The sequence below is a fragment of the Luteolibacter arcticus genome, assembly GCF_025950235.1.
Taxonomy (GTDB): domain Bacteria; phylum Verrucomicrobiota; class Verrucomicrobiia; order Verrucomicrobiales; family Akkermansiaceae; genus Haloferula; species Haloferula arctica.
The window spans coordinates 112502-130785 of sequence record NZ_JAPDDT010000004.1 but is presented as its reverse complement, the minus strand read 5'-3'; the positions used below and the strand labels follow the sequence as shown (position 1 = coordinate 130785).

The 18284-nt window shown below is 61.6% G+C and carries 8 protein-coding genes; 7 read left to right on the top strand and 1 reads right to left on the bottom strand.

Annotated features, from left to right (window positions below; translation table 11 throughout):
- Positions 1-52 precede the first annotated feature (52 nt).
- Both OKA05_RS11395 and OKA05_RS11390 read left to right on the top strand, forming a co-directional pair.
- Positions 53-1063 (top strand): NHL repeat-containing protein, encoded by a 1011-nt coding sequence (locus OKA05_RS11395; RefSeq protein ID WP_264487265.1) that lies wholly within the window; start codon positions 53-55, stop codon positions 1061-1063.
- A gap of 21 nt (positions 1064-1084) precedes the next feature.
- Positions 1085-2071, top strand: coding sequence for a c-type cytochrome domain-containing protein (locus OKA05_RS11390; protein WP_264487264.1), 987 nt, complete (start codon positions 1085-1087; stop codon positions 2069-2071).
- 529 nt (positions 2072-2600) lie between these two features.
- Here OKA05_RS11390 and OKA05_RS11385 read toward each other — a convergent pair.
- Positions 2601-8456: a beta strand repeat-containing protein gene (locus tag OKA05_RS11385; protein WP_264487263.1), complete on the bottom strand. Its 5856-nt coding sequence runs from the start codon at positions 8454-8456 to the stop codon at positions 2601-2603.
- A 1569-nt stretch (positions 8457-10025) separates the two neighbouring features.
- Here OKA05_RS11385 and OKA05_RS11380 point away from each other — a divergent pair.
- The 5 genes from OKA05_RS11380 to OKA05_RS11360 all read left to right on the top strand — a co-directional run bounded on the left by OKA05_RS11380 (position 10026) and on the right by OKA05_RS11360 (position 18279).
- Positions 10026-13472, top strand: coding sequence for a glycoside hydrolase family 38 N-terminal domain-containing protein (locus tag OKA05_RS11380; protein WP_264487262.1), 3447 nt, complete (start codon positions 10026-10028; stop codon positions 13470-13472).
- Positions 13473-13509: 37 nt separating this feature from the next.
- Entirely contained in the window at positions 13510-14688 is a 1179-nt protein-coding gene (locus tag OKA05_RS11375; protein ID WP_264487261.1) for a HupE/UreJ family protein, read from the top strand.
- 78 nt (positions 14689-14766) lie between these two features.
- On the top strand, positions 14767-16419 hold the full coding sequence (locus tag OKA05_RS11370) for an MFS transporter (protein WP_264487260.1): 1653 nt from the start codon (positions 14767-14769) through the stop codon (positions 16417-16419).
- A 30-nt stretch (positions 16420-16449) separates the two neighbouring features.
- Positions 16450-17481, top strand: coding sequence for a lactonase family protein (locus tag OKA05_RS11365; protein ID WP_264487259.1), 1032 nt, complete (start codon positions 16450-16452; stop codon positions 17479-17481).
- A gap of 30 nt (positions 17482-17511) precedes the next feature.
- Entirely contained in the window at positions 17512-18279 is a 768-nt protein-coding gene (locus tag OKA05_RS11360; RefSeq protein WP_264487258.1) for an SDR family NAD(P)-dependent oxidoreductase, read from the top strand.
- The last annotated feature ends 5 nt before the right edge of the window (positions 18280-18284 follow it).

The following is an 18284-nucleotide window of genomic DNA, read 5'->3' as shown; positions in this document are numbered from 1 at the left end:
TTCCAGATTGCCGCCGATCCCGATTCCCGATCACCTCTCCAACTGCCATCGCATGAAACCAACCGCACTGCTGTTCCTCGTCCCCGCGCTCGCCTTCGCCCATCCCGACCACGGAAAGGAACCCGGCAAGGATCTCGAAGAAGCCGTCCGCACCGGCAACGGAGCCTTCATGTATGAGGCCATTCCCCATTGGGGCGAGCTGCCGGATGGAAAGAAGATCGGCCCGACGCACGGCGGCGTGATCATCGATGAGAAGAGCGGTTTCATCTACGTCTCCACCGATGCCGCGCATGGCATCCTGGTCTATCAGCCGGACGGCAAGCTGGTGAAAAGCATCGCGCCGGAGTGCCAGGGCTTCCATGCCATGGCGGTGCGCGAGGAGCGCGGCAAGACGGTGATCTACGGTGCCCAGCTCGGCGGGCCGAAGGCGCTGCGCGTCTGCAAGCTCGATACCGACGGCAAGGAGCTGCTGGAGATTTCCAAGGCCACCGCTGGCGATGTGGAAGGCGGCTGGAACGGTCTCACCGCCGTGGCCGTCGCTCCGGATGGCTCCATCTTCTGCTCGATGGGCTATGGGGCGCAGTTCATCCACAAGTTTGACGAGAAGGGAAAGCACCTCAAATCGTTCGGCGGCAAGGGCACCGGCGATGGGAAGACGACGTGCAGCCATGGCATGGCCATCGACACCCGCTACGGTGCGCCGCGGTTGCTGGTCTGCGACCGCGAAAGCCGCCGGTTGGTCCATTTCGACCTTGAAGGGAATTGGATCGGCGTCCACGCCACCAACCTGCGCCGCCCGTGCACGCTCTCCATCCTCGGCGATGTTTGCGCGGTGGCCGAGCTTGAGGCTCGCGTGACCATCCTCGACAAGAACGGCGCGCCTGTCGCCTTCCTCGGTGACAATCCGAACAAGGCCCAATGGGCGGGCTTTGGCATTCCGCTTGACCAGATGAAGACGGGCATCTTCACCGCGCCGCACGGCCTGTCCTTCGACAAGGCGGGCAACCTCTACGTCCAGGACTGGAACGCCAGCGGACGGGTGACGAAGCTCAAGAAACTCTGAGAACTGCAATCGATCGCGACCATGAAAGCCTTCCTCACATCCCATCGCGGCCTGACCCGCTCCGTGCTCCTGGTGCTTGCTGCCGGGACTTCCGGGGCGATGGCCGCAGACCCGGTGGTCTACAGCGAGATCATTGCGCCGATCTTCGAGGAGAAGTGCGCCGCGTGCCACGGTGCTGAGAAGCAGAAGGGCAAGTTCCGGATGGATGACTATGAGCTGCTCGTGAAGGGCGGCAAGGAAGGCGAGGGACTGGTCCACGGCAAGTCCGCCGAGAGCAACATCGTCATCCGCATCGATCTGCCGATGGACGATGACGAGCACATGCCGCCGGAGGACAAGAAGCAACTGGAGCCGCACGAGGTGCGGCTCATCAAGTGGTGGATCGACAGCGGGGCGTCGAAGGATGCAAAGCTCGCGTCGCTCAATCCCGGAGACGACATCAATGCTGCGCTTTCGAAGATCGTGCCAGCGGACGCGCGGAAGAAGCAAGAGGAGGCCAGCGCCGGCGAAGCCAAGGAGGCGGCCAGCAAGCGCGAGTCGTTGAAGGGCGAGGTGGCACGCCTGCGGAAGGAATTCCCGGCGGCGCTGAATTTCGAATCGCAATCGACTGGCGGCGTGGTCTTTACCGCCGCGAGCCTGCGCAAGGAATTCGGCGACGACGATCTCGCCAAGCTGGCTCCGGTGATGCCGGGGATGGTTTCGCTCGACCTGTCGGCCTGCAAGGTGACGGACAAGGGCGCAGCGATGCTCAAGGATGCTGCGGAATTGAAGATCCTGCGCCTGTCCGAGACGGGCGTCACGGATGCCGCTGTCGGTGTCATTGCCACCTTGCCCAAGCTCGAGTCGCTCAACCTCTACGGAACCCAGGTGACCAATGCCGGGATCCTCAAGCTCGCGGGACGGGCCAATCTCAAGCGGCTCTATCTGTGGCAGACCAAGGTCGATGCCGCCGGCATCCAGGCGCTCAAGGCGAAGCTGCCCGGCTGTGAGATCGTGATGGGGATGTGAGTGATCGTGCCCGGTTGATGCAGACGGCTATCTGCAAGGCCGAATCAGGTACGAAGACGGGCTCTCTCGCGACTTCGCGCTACTGCGGGGCGACGCGGCCAGCCGGTGCGCGAGCCACGGCCAATTGCCATCGGGCTCGTAGTCGAGTTTAGCTATCACGCGGCCGCTGTCGTTGGGCCGCTCCGCGGTTTTGCCGCCATTTTTAAGCCGACCGGCCTACGGCCCCACGGCCCCAGAGCATGCCACTCGTGGTTCGGTGTGTCCGCGCCGGTAGGGTGGTAGTGGAGCTCGTTGAGAACGACGACGCTATCAGCCCGCGCCGACCATGCGGCTAGGACAAGCAAAAGAGGGGGGAGGACTTTCAAAGGGACTTGGTCAAAGGGACTTGGGGAACTCGTTCATTACATCCTGCGACCGAAGACGAGGAAGTTGCGCAGATGAAAAACGTTGTTGAAGCGAATCGGGTGACCGACGGAAAACCCAAACCGCCGGTCACCCGTTGTGCTCACCCTGGTGTTGGCCAGGGAAATTATTCGGTTACTTTCAGTCGGGCAAATAGTTTGCCGCTGATCGCCAGTTCTCGCGGGATGGATACCGTGATGTCATCCGGTCTCTCGTCGTTTTCGATCACCTCGACGACAACGCCGTTGGCATCGGGCCCGGCGTGGGATCCGCCGAGGGCAACATCGGTCCAGCCGGCGAGGTCCGATCCCCATTGGACCAACTCGGTGCTGACATGGGCTTCGGCATCGTCGCGGCGGTGGAAGGTGAGCACCACATGAGTGGTATCAACCATCATGACCCGAAGGGTGGATCCGTCGGCAGCGAGTGGATCGCCGTCGAGGTAGAACTCGAGCAGGTTGCCGGTGCCGTCGTGGTCGGGATCGTCGCTGGAACCGTCGAGGCCTTGAGCTGCTGCCCAGGTGTCGTAGGGGTTAACGAGGATGGGGCCGCTTGTTGCAACCTTGATGGTGCCATCCACCGCAAGGCGACTGGTGTCCCACGCTAGTCCGGAGGCGAGGGTTGGCAGCGTGATGTTGCTGAAGCTGCCGGTGCGGGTGGTGGCATTGAAGAGCTGGAACGTGTTGCCGGCCTGGAGAAGGTCCGCGCCCACATCGGTGACGAACAAACTGCCACCGTAGGTCACCGTGCTGATGCCGCTGACCTTGTCGTTGGAGAGCGTGCCGCCGGTGCGGCCGATCTGCATCGCGGCGGTGCCGGACAAGGTGAGCGCTTTGTTGCTGAGCGTGAGGGTGCCCATGCTAATGGCGCTTGTCCCCGGGATGATGGAGCCGCCTCCCTGCACGGTGACCGCGCCACCCAAGGTGCCGGTGCCGCCGAGGGTTGCACCGCTTTGCGCGGTGATGGTGGTAGCTCCCAGCGAGCCGGTGACGCTCAGCGTGCCGGCGCTGATGGTGGTCGCGCCGGTGTAGGCATTGGCACCGGTCAAGGTGAGCGTGCCCGTGCCGGTTTTCGTGAAGCTGAGGGTGGCCGTGCTGCCGTTGATCAGGGTTCCTCCATAGCTGGTGCTTGAGTTGTCGCTGCCGATCGTGATCACCGAAGCCGCAGTGGTTCCATTGTTCCGAATGACGCCGGTGGTGCCGCTGAGATAGGCGAAGCTGAAGCTGTGGTTGTTCAGGGCCAGCACGCCGCCATTCATCAATAATCCTCCGGTACTGAAGGCGTAGGGGTTCCCTGCCGAAATAACGCCGCTGCCCCCCGCGCTGCTGATTTTGGTGGAGTCATAGCTGTTCTGCACCGCTACCGCAGGGGCGACCACGATGTTGCCAATGCGGGTGAACTCGCATTGATGTGCCCCGGTGATCGGTCCCGTGAGAGTGAAAGTGCCAGTTTGCGAATAGATGCCGGCATCCGCCGCAAGGGTGATGGGCCCCGACCAGGTGGACGCGGCAACCGAATTTCGCAACGCGCCGGGGTATCCCGGTTCACCGTAGCCGTTCCCGGCGATCGTCAGCGGCTGGGTGTAAGTCTGGCCGCTCGTCGGATAGATGATGAGCTGCCCCCCGTTTTCCACGTCAATGCTGTTGGTGCCACCCAAGCCGGCAACGTTGACTTGGACGCGGCCGGTTTCAATCGAGAGCTTGCCGGTGAAGCCCGCGCCCAATGAGGCGGCGCCCCAACCATAATCAAAGCTCGCGGCGGTGAAGAGCCGTAGTGTGCCCGCACCGGTAATGCTGCTCCACGGTGGCGCGGCTGCCGTTGCCCTGGTCAAACGCAAGGTGCTTCCGCTGCCAATAGAGTAGGTGCCGTTGTAGGTGCCATTCGCCACGCCATTGCCGATTTGGAGCGTGCCACCGCTAATCGTGGTGGCCGTGGTGTAAGTGTTGGTGCCGGTGAGAACCAGTGTGCCGGCACCCGCCTTGGTGAGGCCGTCATTTCCCGCCAGGACTGCGCCGATGGTAGCCGTCTGGTTGTTGACGGTGACAAGTGGACTGCCGCTGGTGACGTCGAGCGTGAGCGGGCCGCTGCTGCCGGTGTGGAGGGTCCAATGGTGGCTGGGCGTGGTATCACCGAAGGTCAGGTGACCGATGGTGCGTGTACCATCGAGCGTGACAGTCGCATTCGACGTCAGGTTCAGGGTGGCGAAGTTGGCGGTAATGTTGGCACCGCTGGCGATGAGGCCACCGCTCCAGTTGCCCGTGTTAGTCCACGAGCCCCCTGCGGCATTGGTCCAGGTCTTGGTCGCCGTAGTTCCATAGACTTCGACCTCGGCCAACGAGAGGTACGTGTCTCCGTTGCTGTTATTGCCCAATAGCTCGACCCGCACACGGTCCGCGACCATGCCTGCGATTTGTGACAGGCTGAACACGTTGGATGCCCGGGTGCCGGGCTCGGTGAAGTGGTTGCTGCTGTAGACCTCCGTGCTGCCATTCCAGAGGCTGACCTTGAAATTGGACAACCGGATGGGGAAGTCCGTCCGGTTGTAGAGGACGATCTGATCGATGCTCTGCAGCGCTTTGAGGTCCACTTCCCACCAACTGTTGGTGGTCCCATCGGTATGGGTGACGCTGCCGTTGGCATAGGTGCCATCCGTGTTGCCATCGACCGCAAGGGAGGCGACTCCGCCCGCGAAGGTGGTGGATTGCGTCGCAAGCGGCTCACTCGGCGCAGCGCTCGCAAAAGCCTTCACTTCGGCAAGGCACAGGTAGCCATTGCCATCGTTGTTGTTTCCAAGGAACTGCACCCGCACGTGCCGGCCGGTCACTGCGGCGGCAAGGCTCCACAGCTCGCTGGTGCCGACAGACCCGATTCCTTCGTAGTAGTTCTGGCCGGCGATCTCCGTGCGGCTTGAGTCGAGGACAGACACCCGGAAATTGGAAAGCCGCGTGCCTACCGCGTCCGTGCGGTTGAAGAGTTTTACCGAGCCGATGAGCCGGTCGGTCCCCAGATCCACTTCCCACCAACTGTTGGTGCCAGTATCGGTATGAGAGAGACTCCCGCCGTTCCAGTTTCCTTCGGTATTGCCATCGATGGCTCGAGAGGCGACCACGCCGGCGTAAGTCGATGACTGGCTCGCCGTCGCTCCCGCTTGCTGTGCCCAGTTGGGATCGGCCACGGCAACATTTGCGGGAAGCGGCACTGCGACGACGACTTCCGCCAGGGACAGGTAGCCATTGCCATCGTTGTTTGATCCAAGGAATTGCACCCGCACATAACGGCCCGTCACGGCGGAGGCCAAGTTCCATAGCTCACTGGTGCCGACCGAACCGCTGCCTGGATAGAAGTTCTGCCCGGAGACTTCCGTATGAGAGGCGTCGAGCACGGAGATCCTGAAATTGGAAAGCCGCGTGCCCACCCCGTCGGTGCGGTTGAAGAGCTGCACCGAGCCAATGACCCGATCCGCACCCAGATTCACTTCCCACCAACTGTTGGTGCCAGTGTCGGTGTGGGTGAGACTCTCGCTGCCCAAGTTTCCGTCAGTGTTGCCATCGATGGCCCGTGAGGCGACACAGCCGCCGAAGGTCGAGGACTGGCTCGCCGTTACACCGGCTTCCTGGGTCCAGTTCCTGACGACCAGGGCATCGCCGGGATTCCAGAGCAAGGTGCCGACGGTGACGGTGTGATTCGCGGAAATGACGGGTAATAGCGGGCCGCTGTCGGTTGCGGTAATTTGCAGGACATGGCTGCTTTGGGCTGCGAGTGCAGCGGAGTTCGCCACGGTCAGCCTGCCGTCCGCGGAAAGGGCGAAGGCACCGCCACCATTGCCCGAGGTGATGGACCAAGTGATGTTGTCGAACTGATCCTCACCTTGGGTCGAGAAGTTGGCGACGAGGGTGCCGGTGTTGGCATTGCGATAGACCGAGGTGTTGGAGGTGCCGACAATGCTGTGGGCTTCATTGGCATCCGTGGCACTGACCACGACGCGCACCGTTTCGTTCAGCGACGGGTTCGAGGCATTGGTGATGTTCACCAACAGCTCGATGGTGGGCGGATCATCCCAGCGCAGGGAAAGGGCTTCGTAGTCGAACTGCGATCCGTTCGCGACGGTGAGGAGCCCGCTGGTGCCGTTGATCGCCAAGGCACCTGCACCATTACCGGAAGCAATCGTGTAGGCCAGAGTGGCACCGCCGTGGTTGTTACGGGGTGTCACCGTGCCCACGGAGGTTCCATTGGCACTGTTCTCGGCGATTGAGAAACGGTCGGGTTTCACGCCGCCGGTCACGGAGCCGGAAACGAGGTAAGCTCCGAGGCTGCCGTAATTGGTATAGCCGTCGATCAACGGATTGCCGCGGCCGGTGCCGCTCACGCGCAGGAGGTATTCCCCGGCCGCCAGGTTGGCGGCGACGGTGGCGTCAATGCCGAGGTCCGGGTTGTTCGACGTGACCACCACACCGGTGGCCGCGTTGACGAGTTCCGCGAGGATGTCGAGGTTGGGATTCAGGCCGACGGTGTTGACGTTGAGGGTCGCTTGGCCGCCGCTGGTGACAAAGCGGAAGGCGTCCACATCGCCGGTGCTCTCGATGATCCCTTCGTTGGAAACCGAACTGTTGGCAGCGATTTCAAGATAGCTGGCCGTGGCGAGCGTATTGCCCCGGTCGTCCGCGCGGTAATCGACGTCGTTGTTGTTGACGATGATCGCGAGGTCGTCCTGCAGGTTGTTGGCACTGGCATACTCGCCCTTCGACCACTGCGAGAGGTTGGCGTAATAGCCGACGCCCATGATGGGCGCCCAGGCAGTGGAACCAGTCCCGTGGCCGCCATAGTAACCTTCGGCAGGAATGGTCCGCCCGTCGTGCGCCAGTTGGAGGGTGTGTCCGATCTCGTGGGAGATGACCTCCGCCGATGACTTGCCGGTGGAGTAGAAGGCCCAGCACACCGGGTCGCCGCCCCAGTTGTAGGAACCGAGAAAGGCCACGCCGCCCGCGCCGGGAGCAGCGTTGGTCGTGGGGGTGACCATGCAATGGATACGGCGGCCTTGAGGAGCCGAGTCATACACCTTGCGGTCGGTGGTGACGTTGAGATTGAAGCCTTGAAAGTCTTCCGCGACCATTTTCCAGACGTCGTAGATCTGGGTGTTGTTGGCCCCGGAATGGGCGGCGTCGAAGTTCCCCCAGCTCGGGAACGGACCTTTCTCGCCGTCGAAGTCGAGGTAAACGACGCCGGTGGCATCGGGCAGGCTCTGCAGGGGGATAATACCGTTCTGATACGAAGGAATGGTGATGTTGGTCGGATGGGTTTGCGGCGCGTGTTGAACTTCGGGTTCTCCGGCCTGCTCGGCATCCAGGTCGGAAGGTGGCAACGCGTAGTTCACGCACAGGACCTCATCCACGGTGCTGGCGACGAGGCGCGGGCCACCATTCGGGGCCGTTGGCAGGACTTTCCATGCGTCACTACCGGCGTCGAACCGAATGTTGCCGACAAGCGATCCGGCCACTCCTGCAATGGTTTGGCGTTGGAAGAAATAGGACCCCGCGGCCGGCTGTTCGAGTCGGCCCTGAACGAACAGGACTCCGGTGTCGTCGTGTTGGATCAGTTCCACGACACCGGTCGCCTTGCGACCGTCGGGAAGATCGAAGCTGACGGACTTTCCCGAAACGATGCGGTCAAGAAAGTCCGGCTCAAGGTCTTGATGGACGGGCCTCACCTCATTGCCGACGGGGTTGGAATGCTCTCCATTCTCATGGAGGCACTCAGCAGTGTGCTGCTGCGAACCGTCTTGCGGTGCCGGGTTCACCGGTGCCGATGAATCGCTAGCGGCTGCGGATTCCGGCGTGCCGCTTGAAGCGTGCTCCCGGGCCGACGACGAGCGGGGTGATTTCTTAGCCTCGGTTGCTACTCCACTTCTGTCGCCCTCATCGAAGAGGAAGAGCGTTCCGATCAATCCTCCTGCGGCGAACAAACTCAGACATTGGGTCTTTTTCACGTGGGGTTTCTAATTTTTGGGTTTTACGAAGCGGGTGGAGTTCAGCGCCGCGCGGATTGCTCCGCGCGGCGCTCTTCCTCCCCTCTTGACCTCGACGGGAAATTTTATGTTCGTCGCCTGCGAACCGGATGTGTTGAGTGGCTGCTCCTCATTGGTGGCAGTCGTGTCTCCATTCGCTTGCTAAAAGATGTCGGCGGCGGGCTGGAAGCCAAGTGGGAGTGAGCAGAAGTCCGAGAAGAGATACGCTATTGGAGTGGATTTCCCTGCACATAGGCAGACTCACTCTCAAAATAGCCATGCGCAGTTTGGGTATCAAGTTTCGCGCGCGACTAAATTGCGCCTACGCAGTACCGAAAAAGACAAGCATCCGGAGTTCCACCCACTATAATGCGACAATGTGGACAGCATGACGGGAGGAGCCTAGGGGTGCATTGATGCGTTGCTGCTCGGCAGCTATAAACGCACCGCTTCTTCGACGAAGTCTTACCGATGACTGGGTCGGGATGGGTTGAACTCCAGCAGTCGGATGAGCTCGCCACGGGGTGCCGTTCAACATTCCGCCCCCCGCATGCCGAAGATCAGAGCTCCAAGGGATTCATCTCCCCAAACCGGGGAGCAACGTATCGGCCACGGGTCAATTGGTAACAGGTAGGGCCGGATCCTCGCATGCTGTAGCGAATGCGGTCTCTCCATAGTTTCGAGAATGGCCTTCAGCGTGGTGACGCGGGTTTATCGTGGGGGATCTCGTCATGCTCTCCCACATTTGGCGCAATATAGTGGGTGAGGACTCCCGATGCTTGAAGTTTTCGCTGTTTGGTTGGCGCAATTTGCTCGTGCACGAACCTTGATGCCCAAACTGTGCAGCGCTACTTTCAAAATCAGTCTGCCGAAGTGCAGAAAAATCCGCTCAAAGTGCCTCTCGTCCTCAGTAATTGATCCTTGGGGTGACCGTTTCACCCCGTCAGTTACGCCGGCGGCGGCATCACCTTCGGTTTCACCGCTGACACCTTCGGCTCCAACCAGTGGCTATTCAACTACAACGACACCGAGGCGGGCCGGAACTTTCGGTACGAGGCCACGGAAAGCCGCTTCGTGACTATGTCGCTGGTTCCAGAAGCGGCTGCCGCGCTGCTCTGCGGTCTCGGCGTGGTCGTCCTTCTGTGCCGCCGCCGCGTGCCCTTCGCCGGAATGCCTGACGAATATGGGCTTCGCTCACGACACCGGGGCACGTTCAACCTATTGAATTTTTCCAAAGAGAAGAAGTGATCGCTAAAGATCCGGCCGGAACATTCGACCCATTTGTGGTTCACGCTGCTAAGTCCTTCGTGCTGCCGGCGAAGATCCGCCTGCAACGGAGGCAGGCCAACCATGTTGAACCCGCCAATGTGGCGCTGAAGGTCTTTCCCGCACGCGATCCCGCGACATGTGCCATGGCAACCCGGCTTGGACCGTCGGAGGCAAACGCTTCAGCTCAAGACCTCGCCACGATGCCATGGACTCAATCTCTAACATCCTAGAGGAACCCACGACCCGGTGTCTTTCCCTGATTTTCGCGCGGACCCTTCCATCATGAACACTTCCACCTTCGCCCTGCTTACGGCTTATGCCACCGTCGCCACCCTTGGCTTCGTATCACCAGCTTTCTCCATCCCCGTCACCGAACAGGTCGCGACCACCGACATCAAAATCAGTGCTTCCTCGATTTATGCATCGGCGGCGACCTTGGTGGACCATTCGGGCTTGGATGATCAGATGCGTCACGACAGCAATTCCGGTGCCGCCACGATGTGGCACACCGCGCTCGTGGCAACCGAATCTGCGCCTGCAGGTCAGATTCCGGCCTGTCCAGCTTGGCTGCGCTTCGACTTTGGCAAGCCACAGACCGTGGACGGCCTTGAGCTGTGGAACCACAACCAAGCAGGCTACACCAACCGTGGCCTGCGCGAGGTGCGGGTTTACGGCACCATGGATGGTTCGAAATGGGTGCTCCTCGCGGACATCACCCTCAAGCAGGCCGGCGGCACGGCGGAAGAAGCCCAAGTGTTTCCGCTTAAAACCGGTGGGAAGGCTCTTACCGGCGTGATCCTCGCGGCCAAGAGCAACTACGGCGGCAATGTGTATGGCCTGTCCGAAGTTCAGTTCACCAACACCCGTGAGGTCGCCGCCGATGCCCTGCCTTTCCCCACTGACATGGCGGCCACCGTCCAGCCGTTTTACCGCCACCGTCCCGATGGCGAAGCCGGGCGTGAAGTGCGCTTAGGCTTCACAGGAACCCGTCTTTACGGCCGGGCCAAACTGGAGGTCACGGTGGACGGCCAAACCGTAGAAACCCAGGATTTGCCCGAGAACGTCAAAGGTTTGGGATACTATTCCCTGCTGCTGCCCAAAGGCGTGGGCGTGGACAAGGCGGCGGAAGTCAGCGTCACCTTGCGCCAAGGAGCCAAGGTGCAAAGCAGCAAGCCCTTTTTGGTTCCCGCCCAACGTCAATGGACCGTGTTCGTCTATCCTCACTCTCACGTGGACATCGGCTACACCAATACCCATGAAAACGTGGAGATCATCCACAAGCGCAATGTCGTCAACGGCATCCGCATCGCCAATGCAACTGCCAAGCGCCCCGAAGGCCTGCGCTACAAGTGGAATCCGGAAGTGATCTGGCCGGTGGAGCGTTACCTCAGCACCGCCACCGCGAAGCAAAAGGAAGAAGTTTACACGGCGATTCGCCAAGGTCGCATGGTCCTCGATGCCGGTTATGTCAATGTGAACACCAGCGTGTGCGCCGACGAGGAGATGTTCCATCTGCTGCATGATGCCCGCCAGCTTCAGAAGAAGACCGGTGCCACGGTGGACACCTTCGTGCAGGTGGATGTGCCGGGCGTTTCCTGGGGTTTGCTGCCTGTGCTGAACCAGTCGGGCATCAAGTATGCGTTCTGCCTGTTCAACGGCATCGATCGCACGGGACTTGCTCCGGGACTTTCCCACCGCCCGTTCTGGTGGGTCGGCCCCGACGGAAAATCCAAGGTGCTGTTCTACCAGCCGGGCGATTACACGCCGGGCTTCAAAGCCAAGGGGATGGGCCACTATCAAAGCTGGATGGGCGTCGTGAATCCGGACGACATCCCTCAAACCATCAAGACTGCCAACCCGCGCGCCAACTTCCTCGACGGCTATTTGCTCGGAACCCTGAAAGCCTTGGAGAGCTGGGGCGACAAGTATCCCTACGACCTTTTTGCCATGTCGTGGGCCATGGCAGACAACACGCCGCTAGATGAAGACCTGCCCGAAGCCGTGCGGATGTGGAACGAGGAATATGCCTACCCCAAACTGGCGATCTCCAGCGCCCACGACATCATGTCGGCCTTTGATGAGAAATACGGCGACCAATTGCCGGTGGTCAGGGGGGACTACACCGAATACTGGACGGACGGCTTGGGCACCGCCGCCAAGTTCACCGGCATGAACCGGGTTGCCAAGGAACGCTTGATCCAAGCCGACACGCTGGCTTCGATGCTCAATCCGACCAAGCCCGCGCCGCGTGCGGAGGTCGAAGCCTCATGGCGCAACATCCTCCTCGGGTCCGAGCACACGTGGTGCTATGCCGATCCCAATCATCCCTATTTCCAGGAAGCCATTTGGAAGGTAAAGAAGTCCTATTTTCAAGCGGCGCAGGACACCAGCATCGCGCTCTTGAAGCAGTCTGCGGAACAGGTTCCCGCCGGTCCGTCCGTGGCCGTGATGAACACCCTGTCGTGGAACCGCGGCGGGTTGGTGACGCTTTCCGCCGAAGCCTCCAAAGCGGGGGATCGCGTCATTGATGACGCGGGAGCCGCCGTGCCCTCTCAACGGCTTTCCACCGGCGAACTGGCCTTCTTGGCTTCCAACATCCCCGCCTTGGGGAGCAAAGCCTATCGCGTGCAATCCGGCCAAGCCACGCCGCCGCCGGTGCCCGCCGCGCTCAAGGGAGACAGCGCTTCCAACGGCGTTCTGACGGCGACCCTCGACCCGGCCACCGGCAACATCAAAAGCCTGCTTTGCGCTGGCAACCCTCATGAGTTCGTGAACCCCGCGCAGGACGGCGGCCTCAACGCCTTCCGCCAGTTGCCAGGAGGAAGTGCCGACGGCAAGCCCGACACCGAAATCAAAGTCAGCGTCAAAGAGAACGGCCCGCTGGTGGTCGAATGGCAGGTGGACTCCGTCGCCCCCGGCTGCAAGTCGGTGTCGCGCGCGGTGCGACTCGTTGCCGGCCAACCCTGGCTCGAATGCTCCAATGTCGTGGACAAGTTGGCCGTGGCCGCGAAGGAAGGCATCCACTTCGGCTTTGCCTTCGCCGTCCCGAATCGCGAGATTCGCGCCGACATCCCCTGGGGCGTGATGCGCGTGGATGCCGACCAAATGCCCGAAGCCAACCGCAACTGGATCGCCTTCCAACGCTGGTTGGATGTGTCCAACGATCAATGCGGTGTCACCTGGGCCTCGCTGGACGCGTCCACCTTCGAAGTCGGCGGCATGACCGCCAACATCATCGGTGCCGCCACCGGTTCGCCGCATTGGATTCGCAATCTTCAGCCCAGCTCGACCATCTATTCCTGGGCGCTCAACAACCATTGGCACACCAATTTCCCGCTGACCCAGGAAGGACTGATTCCCTTCCGCTACCGTGTGATGCCGCACGCCACCGGCTACGACGCAGCGGTGGCCAACCGCTTCGGCGTGGAACAGGCGCAACCCCTGGTCGCCACGCCCGCCCAGAGCAACCCGGTCACTAAACCCGTGGTCGCGCTGGAGGGATCGCCCTCCATCACCATCGCCATCCTCAAGGGCAGCACGGACGGCAAGGACACGATCCTCCGCTTGCGCTCGGTTTCGGAGAAGGACGAAATCGTGAGATTGGTGTGGCCCGACCGCGCGCCCGATTCGGTGCGGCTGTGCACGCTGGATGAAGAACCGGGCGAAGAGGTGGGCACAACGGTCACCGTGCCGGGCAACGGGTTCGTCACGCTGCGGGTGAAGTGGTGATGTCGGAAGGGGGGAACCCCGCCATGCACCCGGCCCTATGAAACGCATCCTCCTTCAAGTCGCCCTGGCGATCCTCGCGTGGGGCGCCACCTCGTCCGCCGGCCATGCTCATGGATTGGATGTGTTCGAAGCGAGGATCGAGAAATCCATGCCGGGAACCTGGCGGGTAAAGTTGGAGTTGGCCTTGGATCAGATTGAGATGCTTTCCGGTGTGGCTCCATACTCCATTCGAACGGGAGCCGACCTCGCGCGGGTGCGCGCCCCGCTGGCCGCCATTTTGTCGGCCGGCACCATCCTGGAGCAAAACCAAACCCGGCTGTCCGGCTTGAGTCTGCACATCCCGTCACTCGAAGGAGGCGTCCCCATCACTCCCGAAATGGAGTTGCCGCAGAGAGTCGCGATGTTCTTGGAAGCCCGCGGCGACGATTCGATCATTCCGGAAATCAAGAACTCCCGGTATCGCATCGGCGAGTTCGACATACCGGTTTCCTTCCTGGTGATCGAGACCGACCTCGACCCTGCTCCCGCGGAAATCGCCGGGGCGCTGAGTTCCCCCGCATTGGAAGCCGTCTCCCCGCCACCCGCCACCGTCCGGTTGCTGACCGATTGCTTTTGGATTGGCTTCCGCCACATCATTCCAGAAGGCACCGACCACTTGCTGTTCATTCTCGGCGTCTATCTCGGGTCGCGGAGGTTCAAGGAAATCCTGTGGCAGGTCACGGCCTTCACCGTAGCCCACTGCGTCACCCTGTTGTTCACCATGGCTGGCCTCGTCCGCTTCCCGGAGGCGGTCGCCCACTGGGTGGAGATCGGCATCGCCGCCAGCATCGCCTTCGTGGCGGTGGAAAACCTTCTACCCGACGCCAAGCGCCCGTTCGGTCGCCGGCTTGCGATTGTCACGGTGTTCGGGCTGGTTCATGGACTCGGCTTTGCCGGAGCACTCTCGGAAGTGGATTGGCCCCGTCACCTGTTTCTCCCTGCCGTGTTTTGCGCCAATGTCGGAATCGAATTCGCGCAATTGCTCATCGTGATCACCGGTCTGCTCCTGACCGCATGGTTCTGGAAAAAGGCTTGGTACCGGAAAGCCGTCGTGATGCCGGCCAGTACGGTCATCGCTTTGATCGCACTCTATTGGGCCGTCGATCGAGCGATGGCGAAAGCCCCCACCGGCGCAGCGGTCGTCGCTGCGCAATCCACGCCCGCAACCTTGCCCTGACCCCCTCGGCTCCGTTCCCAACGGCTTCCGCCAAGTCCGCACGCAGGTTCTCTGCCCCGACATTTCCTGAAAGCCCGCATGCAAAACAAAACCTACACCTTCCTCCTCGTCGCCATCGCCTCCTTGGGCGGCCTCCTTTATGGCTATGATCTGGGGATCATTTCGTCGGCATTGCTCTACCTCGACAAGTGCGTTCGCCTGAGTGAGGCCGAGGTGGGAATGCTGGCGTCGGCCATCATGATCGGTGCGCTGGCCTCGTCGGTGATCGGCGGCGGTCTTTCGGACCTGATCGGGCGCAAGAAAACCATGATTCTGGCTGCGTTCCTGTTTGTGGCCAGCGTGGGGATCATCGTGCTTTCCGCCGGTTTCTGGATGCTGTTTGCCGGACGCACCCTGCAGGGCTTGAGCGCCGGCATGATTGCCGTGGTGGTGCCGGTGTTCATGAGCGAGTGCGCGCCGGCTAAGGTGCGCGGAATCAGTTCGACCATGTTTCAATTGTGCATCACCCTGGGTATCGCCGTGGCGATGGCCGCCGGGGCTTGGTATCAGTCAGGGGTGGATGACGCCGTGCAAGCCGCCGCCGGCGACGCCGCCAAAATCCTGTCCGCCCAGGATCACGCCTGGCGCCAGATGTTCCTTTCGTCGGCGTGGCCGGCCGTGGTCTTCGTGGTGGCGGCTTTCGTGGTGCCGGAGTCGCCACGCTGGCTGTTCCGCCACGGGCAAGCGGACAAGGCCTTGGCCGTCCTCTTGAAGGGCCGTGACGCGGCCCAGGCGCGGCTGGAACTGCGTGAGATGGAAGAACTGGCGGCCACCGCCCACACTGCCAAGGCCGGTGGCTCCGATCAAATTCTCCAAAAGCGCTACCTTTGGCCGTTGGCCTTGGCCATCACCCTGCTGGCTATCAACCAAGCCACCGGGATTTGCGCCGTGTTCACCTTCCCCGTGGTCATGCTCAACCAGGCGGGCCTGAGCGAAGGCGCCGCCGCCCACACCGGCGTGTGGCTGGCGGTGGCGAACTTCGTCACCACCATCTTCGGCGTCCTTCTCGTCGACCGCCTCGGGCGCAAGTGGCTGCTCAAAATCGGCACCGCCATCATGTTGGTCGCGCTGGGCACCGGCGTCATCACCTATTGGAAAGTGGAAGCCGGGCGTACCGATGTGACGGCACCATTGACGCAACAGATCGAGGAACACGCGCTGGTCATTCCGGTGAAGGAGATTGCCGCATCTGATGCGCCCGTGGTGCAGGTGAGCGTGCAGTACACGCGGGGCGGCAAGGAGCAGCCTTTGCTGCTGCTGCGCAGTGACGCCAAGGATCCGGTGCTTGCCCTCAAGCCCGATGCCGCCCATCCCGACGCCAAATTGGAAATCCTGCGCGCCAAATTCAGCCCGGCTCCTTCCGAAACCACCGGACAAATCATCTTCGCCTGCCTCATCCTCTACATCGTCGGATTTGCCTTCGGCCCCGGCGTTTGCCTGTGGCTGATGTCCTCGGAACTTCTGCCCACCCGCGTACGCTCCATCGGCATGGGGCTTGGTGTTCTGGGCAATGCGGGCGTCACCATTCTCACCACTTGGTTGTTCCTGCCCATCATCGGAAACTTCGGTTACGCCGCGATGTGGGGGGTGTGGTTCGTATGCACCTTCGTTTACTTCCTGTTCGCGGCATTCATCCTCCCCGAAACCAAAGGCAAGACGCTCGAAGAAATCGAAGCTTACTTCGCGAAATAGCCGGCATCGTTCCCTCCTTTCAGCCAGACCATGACCCGCATCTTCATCGGTTCGCTCAACATCCCGGGCCCCTGGTTCCACGCCACGGGAGAGGGGATCACCGCTTGCGACTTGAATGAGGAGACCGGTGAAATCTTCCGCGTGAGTTCTTGCTCCAACGCGGAGAATGCCATCTGGCTCACCCGGGCGGGAGGAACGTTGCTGGTCGCCTCCGAGCGTTACCTGGAGCCGGGTGAAATTTCGGCTTTCGATTCGAAGGATTTCACGCGGATCGGCCACGTCCAGTCGACGCTTGGCGGAGCCATCTGTCACATCGCGCTTTCCTCTAACAGGCGAGCCGCCGTTGTGTCGAATTACCTCGGCGGCGTTACCGTCCATGCACTTGGAGCAAGCGGCGAAGTGGCCGCCGCACACCAGCACATCGTTTATCCAGGCCACGGCTCCGATTTGGATCGGCAGGAGAAATCCCATCCGCATCAAGCGGCGTTCGCGCCGGATGGGCGGCACGTGCTGGTGTGCGACCTAGGTTGCGACTGCGTCTGGCTGCATGCCTTCGACGGGAAGCATCTGGGCGAAGCGCGGGCGATTGCGGTCGCCCCCGGATCCGGTCCGCGCCATCTGGTATTTCATCCGGCGCTGCCTCGATTCTATGTGCTTGGCGAATTGGATGCGAAGTTGCGGGTGTTAGAGGGAAACTGCGAGGATTGGCGTGAGATCGCGGTGCATGCGACCCTGCCGGAAACCTTCGCCGACGTACCCGCAGGCGCGGCCCTCGAGTTCCATCCCTCCGGCAAATCCCTTTTCGTTTCCAACCGTCACAGCGACACGGCGGTTTGTTTTGCCGTGGACACCCTAGGGGATCTTGCGCTCGCCGGCAGCTTCTCAGTGCGAGGGAAGACGCCGCGTGACATCGCGCTCTCGCCCTCCGGCCGCTGGCTGCTTTCGGTTAACCAGGACTCCCATGAGGTGGTTCCGTTTGAACTCGATCCCGCCACGGGCCAACCTACCGGCACTCACGGTCCGGTATTCCCCTGCGGCTCGCCATGTTGTGCCGTGTTTTGAGCTTTCCACACTCCACACGCTCTTCACCCGATGCACCTCGACCTCTCCGACAAAACCATCCTCATCACCGGGGGCTTGGGCCCCATTTCAGAATTCATCGTCAAGGCCTTGGATGCCGCCGGTGCCACCGTGGTGGTGACCGACCGCGAACCGGACGCCGTCGCGAGGAAAACCCTCGAAGCTTGGGGCCTTCCCTCGACCCCTTATTTGCAAATGGATGTGACGGATCACGTCGAAGTGTCGCGCGCGGTCGATTCGGCATTCGTCCAGTATCCCGGCATCAACATTGCGCTGGGCCATGCCGGGGGCACCGGCGTGTTTCCCTTTGAAACTTGCGACCAGGAGAATTTCGACCGGATCGTCGCCTTCAACTTCCTGGCGCAAACGTATTTCGCCCGCAGCGTGCTTTCCCATTGGCGCACGAGCGGCTGCGTCGGGCACCTCATCTTCACATCCTCGTATGTGGCACAAATTCCGATGGAGGGCATCAGCGCTTATGTCGCGTCCAAGGCCGCGCTCGAAATGTTCGCAAAGAACCTTGCGCTCGAGTACGCCAAGTATCAGATCCGCGTGAATTGCGTGAGTCCCGGTAACGTGGCGGCTGGCAGTTCCAAGCTGGTCTACGATAACAATCCGGAGTATCGGGCTTGGGTGGATCGCGTTTCGCCCTTGGGCAAACGTAACTCGCCCGGGGCCATCGCCAATGCCTTCCTCTACCTCTGCTCCTCCTTGGCCGAGGAGGTGGATGGCTTCACCCTCCGCGTGGACGCGGGCGTGGGATTGCCGAAATTGGGCTGAGGCAG